Raw genomic sequence first — 17,537 nt, forward strand, 5'->3', positions numbered from 1 at the left:
TCGAGGCGGAGGCGACATGACGCCCGTCTTGCGCGCCCTGCTGGTGGACGACAACCCCGCGGACCGCTTCGCCGTGCGGCGTGCCCTGGAGCGCGACGACGAGCAGACCTGGGTCCTGGATGCCGTGTCGTCGGCGGAAGACGCCCTGGCGCGCATCGCCGCCGAGCCACTGCTGGACGTGGCGCTCGTGGACTTCCACCTCCCCGGAATGACGGGGCTGGAGCTGCTGCGCGAACTGCACGCCCGTGGCGGCGGCCCGCTGCCCGCGATGGTGATGCTCACCGGCAGTGGCAACGAGCGTGTCGCGGTGGAGGCGATAAAGGCGGGGGCGCAGGACTACCTGGTCAAGGATGCGTACAGCGCGGAGCGGCTGCGCCGCAGTCTTCGGGCCGCGGTGGACACGGTGCGCATGGCGCGCGAGCTGGAGGAGAGCAGGGCGCAGACCGAGCGCGCGGAGCGGGCCGCGTGCGAGGCGCTGGCCTTGCGCGACGAGCTGGCCGCCCTGGCCACGCATGACCTCAAGGGGCCGCTGCAAATCGTGGCCCTCAACGCCCAGTTGCTGCGGCGCCAGCTTTCGAAGAGCGAGCTGGGGGGCGCGCAGGCGTCACGGTTGGAGCACATCATCCGCGCCACGCAGCGCATGGGTGAGCTCATTGACGACTTCCTGGGAACCACGCGCACCGACGAGCCGCCCATGGACCGGGAGCCCATGGACCTGCTGGCGCTGGTGCGTTCCAAGGTGCATGCCATGGAGGCCTCCGGGCGGAACCACTTCGTGCTGCATGCGGAGGGCACGGACTTCAGCGGCCAATGGGACCCCCGCGCCTTGGAGCGCGTGCTGGAGAACCTGCTGGGCAACGCGGTGAAGTACAGCGCCGCGGACACCACCGTCGCGGTGACGCTGTCGGTGGAGGCGGACGGCTCGGAGTCGCGCGTGCGGCTTCAGGTGGCGGACCAGGGCATGGGGATTCTCGCCGAGGACCTGCCCTTCGTCTTCGAACGCTTCCGGCGCGGCCGCAACGTGGCGCCGGGCGTCACGGGCAGCGGGGTGGGGCTGGCCAGCGCGCGCCACCTGGTGCAACTGCACGGCGGCACCATCCATGTGGAGAGCCAGGAGGGCCACGGCGCGACCTTCATCGTGACGCTTCCGCGCGGCGCGGCGCGGCTGGCGGGCAAGGACGCCGACGCGCGGCCATGCGTCCAGACTGCTTCGTCAACGCCCTGATTCAGCGCGTCACAGGACAGCGGGCGCACTGCCACGCAGCATGAAGTACACGACGACGCCCGTCACCGACACGTAGACCCAGATGGGCGCCAGCCACCGCGTCACCTTGCGGTGCCGGGTGAAGTCCTTGCGCCACGTGAAGTAGAAGGCCACCAGTGCCATGGGTACCACGGGCATGGACAGCAGCACGTGGCTGGCCAGGATGCACAGATACAGCCCGCGCCAGTCCCCCACGTAACGCGTGTCGCCATGCACGAAGTGGTAGGACAGGTAGCAGACCAGGAAGAGCGCGGACGCGGTGAAGGCCGACACCATCAGGTACTGGTGGACCTGCCGCGCGCCTCGTTTGATCGCCACCCACCCGCCGATGAGCAGCGCCGCGGCCGTGGCGTTGAGGCCCGCGTTCACCGCCGGGAGGAAGCGCAGGTTCACCCCGTCCACCGGGCCGCCGCCACGCACCAGCAGAATCCAGCCGATGAACGCCAACGCCAGCGCGGACACCACGGCGGTGAAGATGAAGAAGGCCCGGTCACTCACCCGGGACGGCAGCGCGGCTTGGGCGGCGTTCGACATGGGGCCCTATGTCTCGCGCGGCGGGCTTCGTTGCAACCCTTGCTAACTGGTTGACACTATTAGGGAGTACATGTGGGATGAAGTGTTTCATGAGGCGTTACTGGATCTTGAAACGGTAATTCCTGCATACTGAGAGCGGTCCCCCCCGACCCCCCTTCCGGAGGTCCCCCGTGCTCCGTGTGCGTTACCTTGCCTGCTTGGCTGGTGCCGCCTTGCTGCTGGCCCCGCCAGCCTCCGCTCAAGAGGAGGCTGTCTGTTCACCAGTCGTCGCGAAGGTGCCCCTGGAACGGCACCTCCGTCAGCTGTCGCTGGACCTGCTCGGCCGCCCCCCCACCTATGAGGAGTACCAGGCGGCCCAGGCCAAGGGCTCCATCAGCGTGGAAGACATCCGCGCGATGATGACGAAGGACGAGTTCAACGCGCGCATCCGCCACTATCACCGCTCGTTGCTGCGCTCGAACCTCTCCGGGAGCCTCAACAACAACCAGAACTCGCGGATGACGGGTAACGGCATCACCACCGCCTATGGCGTGGCTGGCAATCCCGCCACGACGCTGCGCGGCGCGAATGGCGCGACGTGTAACTCCGACATCGCGCAGGACCAGTGCCTCACGGCGGCGCAGCCGGACGCGCACGCGGCGCCGCTCACCGCGCAGCCCCGGACGAAGTGCCACGACGACGAGGGCGTGCCGCTGGCGGTCAGCTACGACTACGACACGAACTACTACGCGTGCACGCCGCTCGCGCCGACCACGACGGGGGGGACGGCGAAGTGCTCGGACCTGCTGAGCACCAGCCACCCGCAGCACAAGTACCTCTTCTTCTGTGACCAGCGCGGCTCGGGCAGCAGCGCCGGGGCCTTCATCTGCATGCCGGACCCTGGCAAGAACACGACCAGGGCGCTGACGGTGGAGGAGATGGATGGGACCAAGATCCGTGCGTTCCGGCACCCGGACCCAGACTCCAGGCCGGCGCTCACCGAGCTGAAGCGCTGCACGCTGGACCTGGAGCTGCGCAACGGCCTCAAGGGCAACTACGGGGTGCAGCGCGGCTGTGTGCTGCGCGAGGGCTTCGTGAACAAGGCGGCGCCCTACTGGGCCACGGACAAGACGCCGGAGAGCGTCAAGGTGTGCGCCATCGACGCGCAGGAGCGCACCCACAACCCCTGGAACATGGCGTCCTGTGAGACGTCCCGCTTCTCCGCCGACCGCAGCTGCGGCTGCGGCGTGGGCATGCGCCGCTGCGAGGTGCCCGCCATCGCCGCGCAGGACATCCGGGACGTGCACAGCCTGCGCGTGGCCGCCTTCAACGACGAGCCGCTGCGCATCGCCGAATCGGTGGTGCAGCGCGACGAGCCCTACTTCAACATCCTCACCACGCGCCGCTCGTTCGTGAACGGCACCCTGTCCGCATACTTCCGCAACCAGCAGGGCGTGGGCGTCTTCAACGTGACGACGCCGGCCGCGCCGGGCGCCGTGCCGGTGGTGGCCTACAACGACACGGAGGCGTGGACGGAGTACACGCGTGACGAGGGGCACGCGGGCGTGCTCACCACGCCGTCCTACCTCTACCGCTTCCCCACGCACCGCGCGCGGGTGAGCCACTTCTACGAAGCCTTCCTCTGCAAGACGTTCGCGCCGCCGACGGGGGCCTCGTCTCCCGCGCCGGAGGACGCGTGCAACCGCGAGAACAACCTGGCGGTGCGCTGCGGCTGCAACTACTGCCACGCCACCATTGAGCCCACGGGCGCGCACTGGGGCCGCTACGCGGAGCGCTCCGCGCAGTTCCTGGCGCCCGACCAGTTCCCCCGCTACGACCCGAAGTGCCGCGACTGCGCCCTCAACGGCGACACCAACTGCGGCGGCGAGTGCAGCCAGTACATCATGCAGGCGTACGACGGTGACGGCGCCAGCAGCCTGGGCATGCTCAAGACGTACCTGTACCGCACGGCGGACGAGGAGCAGAACATCGAGGCCGGCCCCGCGCTGCTGGTGCAGAAGATGCTCCAGTCCGGGGATTTGGAGCGCTGCACGGTGCGGCGCGTGTGGACGGAGTTCCTCGGCCGCCCGATGACGGCGGAGGAGCAGCGCATGTACCTGGTGCCCTTCGCGCAGGACTTCGCGCGCAGCGGCCACCGCCTCAAGGCGCTCATCGAGCGCGTGGTGACGTCCGACGCCTACCGGAGGATTGACTGATGCGCCGCTTCGTCTTGACGGCCGCGCTGCTCGCGCTGGCCACCGGTTGCACGAAGGATGACACGCAGTCCGCGGACGGCATCATCGAGCCCATCCCCAACCCGCATCAGCCCGGCGACTTCACGCCGCTGCCGGACCCGGAGGTCCAGGACGGCAGCGTGGGCCGCGCCCCGCGCCGCCTCACCGTGGCCCAGCTGGACGCCGCCATCGTCGGGGCGGTGGGCCAGCGCTGGAGCGAGCTGGACTCGCGCGCCACGTCCATGGGGCGCGCGGACTACGCCCTGGTGGTGAGCGAGAACACCGAGCCCAACCTGGTGTTCGCCAAGTTCCTGGAAGACGGCGCGCGCAAGGTGTGCCTCAGCCAGGCGTCCGCGGAGCTGCGCATGACGGACCCGGCGGCCCGCTCCATGGGGCGGCTGCTGCCGGAGAAGTGGGATGATTTGACGAAGCTGACCGACGCGGAGGTGCGCGCGCAGCTCGTCTACATGTCCACCCGCTTCTGGGGCGCGCCGCTGGCGGGCGAAGAGCTCACGAAGTGGACGTCCTTCTTCACCCAGGCCGCGGCCCGGGTGCAGACCCTGGCCTCTTCCAAGCGCCATGAGACGTTGGCCGTGGTGTGTATCGCCATGCTGACGGACCCGCGCTTCATCACCTACTGACGCTCGGAGTGATTGCGATGAAGAAGAACCGCCACGACGAGAATTGCTCCCAGGGCTGCGCCCACGGGCGCCGCACCTTCCTCAAGGCCACCGCCGGCTTCATGGGCTCCACCCTGCTGGGGGGGCTGCCCTTCCGCGCCTTCGCCCAGGCGGCGGAGCTGGCGCCAGCGGACCGCTGCTTCGTCTTCGTCTACTTCAGCGGGGGATGGGACCAGCTGTTGGCCTTCGACCCGCGGGACCCGACCGAGTTCACCGCGGACCGGGCCTCGGAGACGAAAATCCTCCCGGGCTACGACCAGATCAACGACGCCCGCTTCGAGTCCCGGCCGCTCATCCCCGCCGAGCTTTCGGGCGTGGGCCGGTCGAACATCGACTTCGGGCCCGCGGTGGGCAACGAGCTGGCCAGGCACTACGACTTGATGACCGTGGTGCGCGGCATCAACATGAACACGCTGGGCCACGAGGTGGGCTACCGCTACTTCCTCACCGGGAAGATGCCCATCGGCAGCGCGGCGCGTGGCTCCTCCACGGCGACTGAAATCGTGGGGCAGATGAAGCCGCGCGTGCCCATCGCCTCCATCTCCTACAACGTGGAGTCGTACAACGACCGGTACGGCGGCTACGCCAACGCGCTGCGCGTCAGCCGCCGGGACGACCTGCTCCTGACGCTGAAGGGCAGCACGGACATGCTGGACAGCGAAATCGAGAAGCAGCTGCTCGACTTCCGCGGTCAGCCCGTCAACTGCGAGCAGGCGGCCTATGGCGCGCGTGGGGTGGGCACCACCTACGCCAACAGCCAGGAGCAGATGCGGCTCATCCAGTCCCAGGGACTGGACAAGTCGTTCGACTTCCTCGCCGCGGCCAACCAGCCGCATGGCCCGGAGATGGCGGCCATCCGGTCGAAGTACAACCTGACCAACATCAACGATGTGAACGGCGAGCGCGGCCGTGCCGCCACGGTGGCCACCGCGCTGAAGAAGGGCATTGCCCAGTGTGTCACCATCAACCTCACGGGCGGCCTGGACACCCACTTCGGCAGCCAGCTCACGCACGCCAACAACCAGCGGCGCGGCTTCGACGCCCTGGCCATGCTGGTGAAGGACCTGCGTGAGAGCGACCATCCCGCGGGTGGCACCTTCATGGACCACACCACCATCATGGTGTTCTCCGAGTTCTCCCGCACGCCGCTCATCAACAGCGCCGGTGGCCGTGACCACCACCTGAGCAACTCCGCGCTGCTGATGGGGGCCGGCATCAAGCACAACTTCGTGTTCGGCCGCAGCGGCGACATTGGCATGGCGCCGGGCACCTTCGACCTGCGCAACGGCGCGTCGGACCCGAACGGCGAGAACATCCTCCCCGAGCACGTCATCGCCACGGTGCTGGCGTCCGCGGGGCTGGACTACAGCATCACCCGCGTCGAACCGCTGCGTCCCATCCTCGCCTGAGCCGTCCACTTCGCATGCGCATCCATCCGCGGGCTTCCGCCTCCGCCGTCCTCTCCCTGCTCTCGCTCGTCGTCTTGGGGGCATGCGGGGAGGACCGTTCGCTTCCGCTCGACAAGCCCGAGCCGGTGCCCTTCCAGCCGGTCCAGGTCCCAGCCATCACGGCCCTGGCGCCCGTCCCTGGCTTCGCGGACCAGTCGGGCGGGGGCGTCTTCGCCACCGCCTCGCGCGAGCTCGTCCGGCTGCGGCTGGACGGCACGTACGGGGCGCTGGAGCCGCACCCGGGCAATGAGGTGGCGGCGGGCGGCACGCTCGGCGTGTTCCGGCTGGGGCCCCACAGCGCCCTGGTGGAGACGCAGAACGGGCTCTTCATGGCGGAGTCGGGGTGGCTCATCGCGCCGCCCTGGCGGGACGCGCTGGGGCAGGGCGTCATCGCCACCGCGCAGTCCGCGGACGGCGCGGTGTGGCTGGCGCACACGCGCGGCCTGTTCCGCCTGCAGGTAGGCACGCTGGCGGAGCTGAAGGTGGACGGCGCGTCGGTGAAGGCCATCACCTCGCTGGCGGCGGCGCCCTCACCGGAGAACCTGCCCGGCGTGTGGTTCCTGCATGAAGGCGGGCTGAGCGTCGCGGTGGCCCTCAGCACCACGAACTACCGGGTGCACACGACGAGCGCGCCCCTGGCGGAGGGTGAGTCGCTGCAGGCGCTGGCGGGCATCGGGCCCGCGGTGGGCACCGCCGGTGAGCTGTGGGCGCTCACCAACCAGGCCCTGCTGCGCCGGGGCAAGGACGGCTGGCGCCGCGTGGAGCTGCCGCAGCAGCCGCAGCAGCTGATCGCCTCGGGCCGCTTCCTGTGGGCGAAGACGGGCGGCTCGCTGCTCCAGTACGACGCGGACGCGGACGTCTGGCGCGCGGCCACGGACGCCGGTGCCGGGGACTTCCAGTTCCTCGCCGCGGACGAGAGCGGCAGCGTGTGGGTGCAGCAGGGCGGGGTGTCCGCCGCGCTGAGCCCCGTGCTGGTGCCGCGCCTCCGGGGGCTCTACCAGGGCATGCAACTGGTGAATGACGGCCTGGTGGTGCGCGCGGTGATGCCGCCGGGCGGAGCGCCCGAGCGCGTCGTCTACATGCTGGGCAACGCGCAGATTCCCACGGAGGGGCCGGACTACAGCCTGGGAGGCCTGGAGGCCGACGGGACGCACCGCGCCTACTCCTTCGCGTCGCTGGAGGCCGGCCGCTACGTCCTGTCGGTGGTGGCGCGCTACGCGGATGGTTCGGAGGCGCGGCGCGCGGTGCCATTCGACTACGCGCCCCTGGCCTCGGGGCCGCTGAGCTGGGACAAGGACATCCGCCCCATCCACGAGGCGCGGTGCCGCAACTGCCACAACAGCTCCAGCGCGGCGCGCTCGCTCGACAGCTATGAGCTGTGGCGGGCCAACGCGCCCATCATCACCGACGCCGTGAGAGACCAGCGGATGCCCGCCGACGGTCCCATGGACCCCGAGCTCATCTCCCGCATCCAGCGCTGGGCCTCCTCTGGCGCCAGGCCCTGAAGCAACGCGCAGTCTCCCCCGAGGTACCTGACATGACCCGACTGACCCGCGCGGCCCCCCTCCTCGCGCTCCTTGCCGCGGCCTGCTCGGATGAGCCTGCGCCCGCCCGCGTGGCGGACCCTCACCAGACGGACCTGTGCACGGGCCTGGCCGCGCTGACGCTCACCGCGGAGCCCGCGCGCGTGCGCGTGTCGAGCCCCGTGGCCCTGGTGGCCACCGGCGGCAGCGGTCATTACACGTACCTGCTGGAGCCGGGAGGCTCTTCGGGTGAGCTGGTGGGCAGCCGCTTCCTGGCGGGGCGCACGCCGGGCTCGGACACGCTGGTGGTGGAGGACGCGCGCTGTCCGGGCGTGAGTGCCACCACGCAGGTCAACGTGACGGCGACGTTCAACGTCGCGCCCGTGCGCGCGGAGCTGCGGCCGGGCACCTCCTTCCAGGTGGCGACGGACGGCGTGCTGGGCTCGGCCATGTACCTGCTGTCGGCCGACGGCTCCGGCGCCACGCTGACGCCGGGTGGCCTCTACACGGCCGGCACGCGCGAGGGCCTGGACGTCATCACCGTACGCGACACCCAGTCGGGTGACGAGGCGGTGCTCCAGTACGAGGTCCGCGCCAACGCCCGGCTGACCGGCGCGCCGGCCTTCCTCGCCGTGCCCTCGGGTTCGTCCGTGCCGCTGGCCACGCGCGGCGGCAGCGACCGGGTGAACTGGACGAAGGAGTCAGGTCCCGGGACGCTGGCGGGCGGCCGGCTGACCTTCGGGCCCGGCGCCACCGGCGTGGCGGTGCTCAACGCGGCGGACCCCTTTACCGGGGATACGGCGCGGGTGTCGGTGCGCGTGCTGGACGAGCTGACGCGGCCGGGACTGCCGCACGGCCGCCTGTCCGACGTGGCCACCCTGGTGACGGCGGACTTCGACGGTGACGGCCACCTGGACCTGGCGGTGGGGCGGCGCGAGAGCGACCTGAACGAGCCCACGGGCGGCGCCGTGTTCATCTTCAAGGGCGGCGGCGGCGGCCTGCCGGCGGAGCCCACGTGGGTGCTCACCGGCGCCACGGAGACGGCGCAGTTCGGTGACGCGCTGGCCGCGGGCGACCTGGATGGGGACGGGCGCGCGGAGCTGCTGGTGTCCTCGCCGGGCGCGGACGTGGCCGTCACCAACGCCGGCGCGGTGTACCTCTACACCTTCCGAAGTGGGGCGCCGGCGCCGCTGCGCCAACAGCTCACCGGCCTGCTCCGCAACGCGGCGTTCGGCTCGGGCATGGCCGTCGCGGACTTCGAGGGCGACGGCGACCTGGACGTGGTGGTGGGCTCGCCGCTGGGCGACCTGGCGCCCACCAACGCCATCCGCAACCGCGGCACGGTGGACATCTACGCGTCGACGCGGGGCTCGCCGGTGCCGGACCTCCCCACGGTGCGGCTGGGCGGCTGGGATTTGACGCAGGACGGCGCCCTGGTGTCGCGCAGCAACACCGAGCTGGGCCGGGCGCTGGTGACGGGCGACCTCAACGGGGACGGCCTGGAGGACCTGGCGGCGCTGAGCCGGGTGTCCCGGTACAACGCGGCCGGGGCGGTGTCGGGCGCGCAGATGGCCATCTCCGTCTTCCTCGCGCGCGCCGAGGGCGCTCGCTTCCGGGCCTCGCCGGACGTGTACGTGCTGCCGGCCAACACGGCGGACAGCAACGAGGGCACATGGCGGCTGGGCGTCATCCCCGCTGAAGGCACGCGGCCCCTGCTGCTGCTGGCGGTGGCGGACCGGGCGGACTCGCCGGACCTGCGCTCGAGCGGCGGCCTGCAGTCCGGCGGTGATTCAGGCGGCGCGCTGCTGTTCGATTTGACGGGCTACTCCGCCACGGGCGAGCCCGCCAACCGGCCGCCCCAGGTGACGCGCGAGGCGGCCTTCGCCCGCATCTACGGCGAGGCCAGCGGCATCAACGCGGGCCGGAGCTGGGCGGTGATGGACGTGGACGGCGAGCCGGGACTGGAGCTGCTCCTGGGCGCGCCCTATTCGTCCGCGCCTTCGGGGGTGGGGAGCGGCACGCTGCGCTGGAGCGGCAAGATTCTCGTCTATCCCCTGGCAGCGCTCACGCAGGGCAGCGTCCTCAACCGGCCGCTGACGGTCATCAACGGGACGGCGGTGTCGGACACGCTGGGCTCGGGCCTGGCGACCTGGGGCTCCGCGGCGAACCCGTCGCTGGTGGCCTTCGCGGGCCGGTCCTCGTCGGAGCAGGGGGCCTTCACCGGCAGCGTGGAGCTGTACCACCGTCAGGGCGCGTCGGTGACGGAGTGGACGCGCACCAGCGTCCGGGTGCCGGCGAAGCCGAGCGTGGAGCGCTTCGGTGAGGCGGTGGCGATTGCGCAGGGCCCGCAGGGCCGTCCGCTGGTGCTCACGGGCGCGCCGGGCTGGTCCGGCCCTGGCACCAGCAATGACGGCAACGCCCTGGCCATTGGCCGTGCCTATGTGCACGACGTGATGGCGCCCGCGCGGGCCACCGTGGTGGAGGAGGGGCTGCCCTCGCCGCACCAGGCGGGCCGCAACGTGGGCGTGGACGTGGCCTTCTCCGACTTCAATGGCGACGGGCGTCCGGACCTGGTGGTGGGCGCCTCCAACTTCTACGTGCCGGGCACGGGCACCACGAGCTCGAACAACGAGCTCAACAACACGTACATGTCGGTGCCCGCCGCGTGTGTCACCAGCGGCACCCAGTCAGTGGGCGGCGCCCTGGTCTCTCTGGGGCAGGCGGACGGGACGTTCAAGCCGGCGTACCGGCTCTTCGCGACGTATCAAATCCAGGGCTGCGAGCCGGAGACGGACGCCAGGTGCCGGCGCACCGGCCTGGGGCGCGGCGTGGTGGGCGGGTTCGACTTGAACGGCGATGGCCGCGAGGACGTGGGCCTGCTGCGCAATGACGGCATGGAGGTGTTCCTGGGCCGCGCGCCCGAGGACACGTCGCTGGCGAAGCTGAGCATGGTGTGTGAGTCCGTCTACACGATGCCGTCCATGGACATTCAAACGTCCGCGCCGACGTCGCTGGGCGACCTCAACGGCGACGGCTGTGACGAGCTGGCCTGGCGCTACGCGGAAGGTTCCCGGTCGGGCGTGTCCATCCTGCTGGGCTTCGACGCGAGCGGTTCGCGCTGCGGTGGGCGCAGGACGGCCACCGTGTGGCGCATCGCCGGTGACAGCGAGGTGCAGCTCACCAACATGGGCCTGGGCCTGAGCATGACGCGCGCGGGCCGTTTCCTGGGGGACACGCGCGACTTCGTGGCCATCAGCGCCACCAGCGTGCCCTTCAACGGCGTGACGCAGCCGGTGGTGCTGCTCTTCGACAAGGCGGTGCTGGTGAACAGGATGCAGGCGCTCCAGTCCACGGGCTCGCCGCTGGTGGTGGGCGCGCTGGGCGACGGGCTCAACCCCGTTGTCCTGGTCCATCGCCACCGCGCGGTGAACTTCGGCGCGCGGCTGGTGGGCGGCACGGACCTCACGGGCGACAACATCCCCGACCTGCTGGTGAGCGCGCCAGGGGCCTCCGAGGCCTCCGACGGCGGCGGCGCGGTGTTTCTCTATGCTGGCGGGGTTGGCCAGCAGGGCGCGCTTTCACCGTTCCTCATGGTGGTGGGAGATGGCTCGGAGCGGTCGGCGTTGGGGCAGGCCCTGTCGATGATGCCGGGCAGTGGCAGCTCGCCGCCCATGCTCGTCATCGGCGCGCCGCGCAGCTACCGGTCGGGGACGCAGAACGGCACGGCCTTCGTGTTGCCGCTCGGCTTCTGACGGTCCGCACCGGGAGGCTGTTGGGTCCACGCTGAGGCTGGGGCTATCCTGGCGCCTGTCTCAGCGTGGGAGGCCCATGAGGCTGAAGCGGGAGTGGCGTCACGGCGAGCAGCAAGCGTCGTTCGAAGCGCCGGACATCCTCTGGGCGCGCTTCCGGGGCGCCATCACCCTGGAGACGTCGGTCTGGTCGTGTGGCGTGTACCGGGAGCTGGCGGACGCGCAGCGCTTCTACCTGGCCGCGGACATCACCGGCTCGCACCTCAGTCCGGAGTCACGCCGCTACCTGGTGGACCACGCGAAGGCGGGCTGGTTCCTGGGAGTCGTCTACATCGGCGCGGCGATAGAGCAGAAGGCCACCACCAAGAGCCTCATGGTGGGGGCCATGCTGAGCGGCGGGACGCGGCTCGACACGGCCTACGTGGACTCGGCCGAGGAGGCGCGGGCCTGGATTGCGCGACACCGCGAGGCGGCGGCGCGGACGGGCTGAGCGCGGTGGGCGGTCCGCTGGGGTGACGGGCGTGCTGCACACGACAGGGCGCATGCACATCGTCTGTGGCCAGGAGGGTGCATGGGGGCCGAAGCCCTGGGGTGGTTCAGCTCATTCGTCCTGCTGTTGACCATTGGCGTCCAGGTCCACAAGCAGTGGAAGTCAGGCTCGAGCGAGGGGGTGTCCAAGTGGCTCTTCGTCGGGCAGATGACGGCCTCCATGGGGTTCACCCTCTACAGTTGGAAGGTCGGCAACTGGGTCTTCGTGGTGACGAACGCGCTGATGCTCGTGAGCGCGGTGCTGGGGGCCGTGATTGTCCTCAAGCACCGCCGGGCCGCGCGCCGGAAGCACGCGTCGCAGCCGCGCGCTCCCTCTGGCGCCGCGCATGCCTGAGGACCTGGGCCCTGGCTGTCCGCCTGCCCCAGGGGCGGGCGGACAGCGCGTCCAGGAGGTGGGTTGGTTTGCGGGAACAGCCTTCTCACATTGCCCGAGCCCCTTAGCGCAGGAGTTCGACATGGCCGACAAATCGGAAGTGGCCCGGCTGCGCAGCCTGGCTCAGCTCGACGCGGATGCCGTGGGTGCCTATGACGCGGCCCTGGCACGGATTCCGGAGCCGTTGGTCCGCGAGCGGCTCAACGGATTCCGCATTGACCACGTCCGGCACGTCCAGGACCTGAACGCCCTCATCCACGAGGCCGGCGGGACGCCGCTGGAGCTGCGCCTGGACCTCAAGGGAACGGCGATGGTGGGCCTGACGGCGGTGTCCAGCATGATGGGCACCGAGGCCGCGTTGGTGGCCATGCTCGGCAACGAGGAGTTCTCCAACCGCGCCTACGACGTGGCCCTGCGCTTCGACTGGCGTCCCGAGGTCCGGGCGCTGATCGAAAAGCACCGGGAGGACGAGCGGCGCCACGTGATGTGGATTCGTGCCGCCGTCCGGACGCGCCCCTGGGAGCGGGCACGCGCCGCCGCCGAGGAAGGCTCCGAAGCCCCCGCCTGAGCCGCCCTGCCGGGCCGATATGCCGGGGAGCGGTCCTCGTTTACGCTCCGCTGGGGCTTGACGAGGAGACGGGACAAATGCGCTCGGTGGTCTACGCGGCGGTTGTGTTGGTGGGCCTGATGACGGGCTGTGCCCATCAGTCCAGCACCTATAGCGACCTCTTCATCCCGGACGGGGAGGCCATCTACGAACGGCCTGTAGAGGAGATGTGGCCGGAGGTTCGCAAGTACTTCACGGAGGCCCGGTTGCCCTTCCGCGAGGACCGGGGCAGCATGGTGCTGGAGACGGACTGGCGCCAGGAGTTCGGCGGCTCGAAGGTGTCCGGCTTCTTCCACCGCTACATGGTGATGGGCAAGCGCGAGTCCCCGACCCAGAGCAAGCTGTGGATCATCCGCATCACCAAGAGCCGCAACAAGGCGCTGGCCCCGCCGGGCCGTGAGCTGGACTGGGGTGTGTCCCGAATCGCTGGCGACGCGGGGGGCGATGTCGCTGTTCCGGGACTCTCTCCCGAAGACTTCGAGGAGTACCTGGACGCGCCGGTGGGGGAGAACTCCTTCTTCGCGGAGTCGGGGCAGGGCTCGCGGGACCTCGTCATGGAGTGGCGGGTGTTCCGCGCCATCTCCCCCACGCTGATGAAGGAGGAGAACGCGCCCAAGCCGGTGAAGGTGGCGATGGCGCCCAACGCGCAGGGGGGCGCGGCGGCCACGGACTTCGAATGCGGCCTGCCGATTCTGGGACTGGGCAAGCAGGTGAAGCCGGGCGGGGTGCTGCTGCTGGGGGAGATGCACGGCACGCAGGAGGTGCCGCGCTTCATCGCGCAGGCGTCCTGCCAGACGGCGGTGGCCGGCACGCCAGTGACGGTGGGGCTGGAGCTGCCGCTGGAGAGCCAGACGCGGGTGGACACCTTCCTGGACAGCGCGGGGACGGAGGATGACTGGCTGAAGCTGATGGAGGCGCCGTTCTGGCGCAGCCCGTACCCGGATGGCCGCAGCAGCGAGGCGGTGGCGAACATGCTGGAGCAGCTGCGCCAGCTCCGCTCGCGTGGGCTGGACGTGGACATCTTCGTCTTCGACCACCCGAAGTCCCAGGGGCAGGCGCGCGAGGACGCGATGGCGGCCACGGTCCGGCACCAGGTGGAGTCGGGCCCGGGGCGCTTCCACGTCATCCTGTCGGGCAACATCCACTCGCGCACGAAGAAGGGCCTGCCATGGGACAAGTCCTTCAGGCCCATGGGGCTGCTCTTGAAGGACGAACTCGACAGCGTGGTGGCGCTGGACATGGCGTACAACAGCGGGTCGGCGTGGATTTGCGCGGTGGACAGCAAGGGCGTGAAGGACCGGCTGGACTGCGGCATCCGCGAGGCGAAGGGCCGTGACAACGGCGACCGCTTCTTCCTGCACACCTGGGGCGGAACGAACGATGACGGCTACCACGGCGTCTTCTACGTGGGGCCGGTGAACGCTTCCGCGCCCGCGGTGCACAAGGGGCTGGGACGGCCGGGCGCGGGCGACAACTCCGGTGCTCCGGTGGAAGACCGGACTCCGACGCTCGCGTTCCACTGACGTCTGGCATTCCACGTGGCGCGCGGCGGCTGCTGCGCGCCATGTGGCGCTGGCGTAAGTTGCCGGCGTGAGCGACATCACCGTCTATCAGCCGGAGCTCCTCTACACGGGCGGCCGGTTTCTCGAAGGGCGCGGCCTCGCGGTGAGCGCCGACGGCCGCGTCATGGCCCCGGACTCCGTGCCCGTTGGCGCGCGCACCGTCGCGCTGCCGGGAAGGGCCTTGCTGCCGGGGCTCGTCAACGGACACTCCCACGCGTTCCAGCGGCTCATCCGCGGACGCACGGAGTACGTGGCATCGGGCCGGGAGGCGGACGACTTCTGGAGCTGGCGCGAGGCGATGTACCGCGCCGCCGAGTCACTGAGCCCCGAGGACCTCTACGTCGCCTCGCGACAGGCCTTCGTGGAGATGGCGCTCGCGGGCATCACCACGGTGGGGGAGTTTCACTACGTCCACCATCAGGCCGACGGGACGCCGTATGCGGACCGCAACGCGCTGGCGAACGCGGTGATTCGCGCCGCGCGGGACGTGGGGCTGCGCATCTGCCTGCTGCGCGTGGGATACGCCCGAGCGGGCTTCGGCGTGGCGGCGAATCCGCGGCAGCGTCGCTTCATCGACCCGGACGTGGAGTCGTTCCTCTGCTCGGTCGAGGCCCTGGCCCGCGAGGTGCGCTCCGACGCGGCGGTCAGCGTGGGGCTCGCACCGCACAGCGTGCGCGCCGTGACGCGGGAGTGGCTGGCGGCGCTCGCGGGCTCGTCCGTGCGGCGCCTGCCCGTCCACATGCACGTGGCGGAGCAGCCGAAGGAAATCGAGGCCTGTCTGGCGGAGCATGGCCGCAGGCCCGTGGAGTTGCTGGCGGACCTGGGCCTGCTGGGGCCCGGCTTCACGGCGGTGCACGGCGTCCACCTGACGGACGCGGAGGTGTCGCTGCTGGGGCGGGCCGAGGCCACGGTGTGCGCGTGTCCTTCCACGGAGCGGAACCTGGGAGACGGCATCGTGCCCGCGGATGCGCTGGTGAAGGCGGGCGCGCGCATCAGCCTGGGCTCGGACAGTCAGGCCACGGTGGACCTGCTGGACGAGGCCCGGCAACTGGAAGGGCACCTGCGGCTGGCGCGGCTGCGGCGCGCCGTGCTGGACCCGGGCGGCGGCGCCATGGATGGACTGGCGGCGCGGCTGCTGGGTATGGCCACCGTGGACGGTGCGCGGAGCCTGGGGCTCGCCACCGGCGTCCTGGAGGCCGGCGCGCCCGCGGACTTCTTCACGGTGGACCTGAACCATCCTTCGCTCGTGGGCGCCTTGCCGGCGTCGCTGCTGCCCGCCGTCGTATTGGGCGCGGAGAAGGCGGCGGTGCGTGACGTGGTGGTGGGCGGACGCGAGGTCGTCCGTGAAGGCCGGCATGCGCTCGCGGAGGAGAGCGGCCGCGCGTTCCAGGTGTTGTCTCGCGCGCTGTACGCCTGAGCGGCAGTTCTCCGCCGATATGGCACTGAGGCGCGGCGCGTTCACGCCCCGGGAGTTCATTCCCGGAGGGGCCGATGCGCGCGAAGTGGTTCGCGGTGGTGACGTTGATGTGCTTCCAGGTGGGCTGCGCGGCCCGGCAGGGGAGCACCTACAGTGACTTGTTCATCCCGGATGGAGAGGCCATCTACGAGCGGCCCCTGGAAGAGGTCTGGCCGGAGGTGCGGCAGTTCTTCACGGAGAACAAGCTGCCCTTCAAGGAGGACAAGGGGAGCCGGGTGCTGGAGACGGACTGGCGCCAGGAGTTCGGCGGGTCGAAGATTTCGAGCTTCTGGCACCGGTACATGGTGCTGGGAAAGCGGGAGACGCCGACAAAGAGCAAGCTGTGGATCATCCGCATCACCAAGAGCTCCAGCACCGCGTTGAGCCCTCCGGGCCGTGAAGTGGATTGGGGGCCCAGCCGTGTCGTGGGGGGACGGATGGGCAATGGGGATCGCGTCGGAGACGTCAACGCGGGCTCAGGTGCTGTCTCCTCCGACCCCATGCTCAGCGTGGAGGACTGGGAGGACCGCATGGACGCGCCGCAGGGAGAGAACTCCTTCTTCGCGGGCTCGGGGCAGGGGTCGCGAGACCTCGTCATGGAGTGGCGGGTGTTCCGCTCCATCTCCCCCAAGCTGATGAAGGAGGAGAACGCGCCCCAGCCGGTGCAGGTGGCGCAGGCGCCCAACACCAAGGGCGCCGCGGCCGCGATGGCCTTCGAGTGTGGCCTGCCGATTCTGGGCCTGGGCAAGCAGGTGAAGCCGGGCGGGGTGCTGCTGCTGGGGGAGATGCACGGCACGCAGGAGGTGCCGCGCTTCGTCGCGCAGGCGTCGTGCCAGGCGGCGGTGGCCGGCATGCCGGTGACGGTGGGGCTGGAGCTGCCGCTGGAGAGCCAGACGCGCGTGGAGGCGTTCCTGGAGAGCGCGGGGGCGGAGGATGACTGGCTGAAGCTGATGGAGGCCCCATTCTGGCGCAGCCCGTACCCGGACGGCCGCAGCAGCGAGGCGATGGCGAACATGCTGGAGCAGCTGCGTCAGCTCCGCTCGCGCGGTCTGGACGTGGACGCCTTCGTCTTCGACCACCCGACGATGCAGGGACAGGCGAGGGAGGATGCGATGGCTGCGACGGTCCGGCACCACGTGGAGTCGGGTCCCAAGCGCTTCCATATCGTCCTGTCCGGCAACATCCACACGCGCACGAAGAAGGGGCTGCCCTGGGACAAGTCCTTCAGGCCCATGGGGCTGCTCTTGAAGGACGCGCTCGACAGCGTGGTGGCGCTGGACATGGCCTACGCCAGCGGTTCGGCGTGGATTTGCGCGGTGGACAGCAAGGGCGCGAAGGACCGGCTGGATTGCGGCATCCGCGAGGCAAAGGGGCGTGACAACGGCGACCGCTTCTTCGTGCACACGTGGGGCGGAACGAACGATGACGGCTACCACGGCGTCTTCTACGTGGGGTCGGTGAACGCGGCGGCGCCCGCGGTGCACAAGGGCCTGGGACGGCCTGGGGCCGGGGATAACTCGGCGTCTCCGCTGGAGGAGGCCGAGCCCCAGGTGGCGTCCGTTCGCTGAGCGGACATGGA

The 17,537-nt window shown here is 70.5% G+C and carries 13 protein-coding genes; 12 read left to right on the forward strand and 1 reads right to left on the reverse strand.

The window, feature by feature from the left end:
- Positions 1-16: 16 nt before the first annotated feature.
- Complete coding sequence (locus KGD87_RS31930; RefSeq protein WP_284664727.1) at positions 17-1,225, forward strand: hybrid sensor histidine kinase/response regulator; 1,209 nt, start codon at positions 17-19, stop codon at positions 1,223-1,225.
- A 9-nt stretch (positions 1,226-1,234) separates the two neighbouring features.
- On the opposite strand, the gene KGD87_RS31935 is transcribed toward KGD87_RS31930, so the two are convergent.
- Positions 1,235-1,798 (reverse strand): DUF420 domain-containing protein, encoded by a 564-nt coding sequence (locus tag KGD87_RS31935; protein ID WP_284664728.1) that lies wholly within the window; start codon positions 1,796-1,798, stop codon positions 1,235-1,237.
- Between the two features lie 170 nt (positions 1,799-1,968).
- On the opposite strand from KGD87_RS31935, the gene KGD87_RS31940 reads away from it, so the two are divergent.
- The 11 genes from KGD87_RS31940 to KGD87_RS31990 all read left to right on the forward strand — a co-directional run bounded on the left by KGD87_RS31940 (position 1,969) and on the right by KGD87_RS31990 (position 17,526).
- Complete coding sequence (locus tag KGD87_RS31940; RefSeq protein ID WP_284664729.1) at positions 1,969-3,993, forward strand: DUF1585 domain-containing protein; 2,025 nt, start codon at positions 1,969-1,971, stop codon at positions 3,991-3,993.
- A complete protein-coding gene (locus KGD87_RS31945; RefSeq protein WP_284664730.1) occupies positions 3,993-4,652 on the forward strand; it encodes a hypothetical protein in 660 nt (219 codons plus the stop codon). The genes KGD87_RS31940 and KGD87_RS31945 overlap by 1 nt, the downstream gene beginning before the upstream one ends.
- A 17-nt stretch (positions 4,653-4,669) precedes the next feature.
- Entirely contained in the window at positions 4,670-6,100 is a 1,431-nt protein-coding gene (locus tag KGD87_RS31950; protein WP_284664731.1) for a DUF1501 domain-containing protein, read from the forward strand.
- Positions 6,101-6,114: 14 nt separating this feature from the next.
- Positions 6,115-7,644, forward strand: coding sequence for a hypothetical protein (locus KGD87_RS31955; RefSeq protein WP_284664732.1), 1,530 nt, complete (start codon positions 6,115-6,117; stop codon positions 7,642-7,644).
- 32 nt (positions 7,645-7,676) lie between these two features.
- On the forward strand, positions 7,677-11,414 hold the full coding sequence (locus tag KGD87_RS31960) for an FG-GAP-like repeat-containing protein (RefSeq protein ID WP_284664733.1): 3,738 nt from the start codon (positions 7,677-7,679) through the stop codon (positions 11,412-11,414).
- A gap of 76 nt (positions 11,415-11,490) precedes the next feature.
- Positions 11,491-11,901: a hypothetical protein gene (locus tag KGD87_RS31965; protein WP_284664734.1), complete on the forward strand. Its 411-nt coding sequence runs from the start codon at positions 11,491-11,493 to the stop codon at positions 11,899-11,901.
- A gap of 81 nt (positions 11,902-11,982) precedes the next feature.
- Positions 11,983-12,294, forward strand: coding sequence for a PQ-loop repeat-containing protein (locus KGD87_RS31970; RefSeq protein WP_284664735.1), 312 nt, complete (start codon positions 11,983-11,985; stop codon positions 12,292-12,294).
- Between the two features lie 121 nt (positions 12,295-12,415).
- Positions 12,416-12,901 (forward strand): DUF2383 domain-containing protein, encoded by a 486-nt coding sequence (locus KGD87_RS31975; RefSeq protein ID WP_163781447.1) that lies wholly within the window; start codon positions 12,416-12,418, stop codon positions 12,899-12,901.
- A gap of 77 nt (positions 12,902-12,978) precedes the next feature.
- Positions 12,979-14,463 carry a TraB/GumN family protein gene (locus KGD87_RS31980; RefSeq protein ID WP_284664736.1) on the forward strand — a complete coding sequence of 495 codons (1,485 nt, stop codon included), beginning with the start codon at positions 12,979-12,981 and terminating at the stop codon, positions 14,461-14,463.
- Positions 14,464-14,530: 67 nt separating this feature from the next.
- Complete coding sequence (gene hutF / locus KGD87_RS31985; protein ID WP_284664737.1) at positions 14,531-15,919, forward strand: formimidoylglutamate deiminase; 1,389 nt, start codon at positions 14,531-14,533, stop codon at positions 15,917-15,919.
- 74 nt (positions 15,920-15,993) lie between these two features.
- The gene (locus tag KGD87_RS31990; protein ID WP_502887975.1) at positions 15,994-17,526 is read left to right on the forward strand and encodes a hypothetical protein; all 1,533 of its coding nucleotides are present in this window, start codon (positions 15,994-15,996) and stop codon (positions 17,524-17,526) included.
- The last annotated feature ends 11 nt before the right edge of the window (positions 17,527-17,537 follow it).

The sequence above is a fragment of the Myxococcus sp. SDU36 genome, from assembly GCF_030168875.1.
GTDB lineage: Bacteria > Myxococcota > Myxococcia > Myxococcales > Myxococcaceae > Myxococcus > Myxococcus vastator.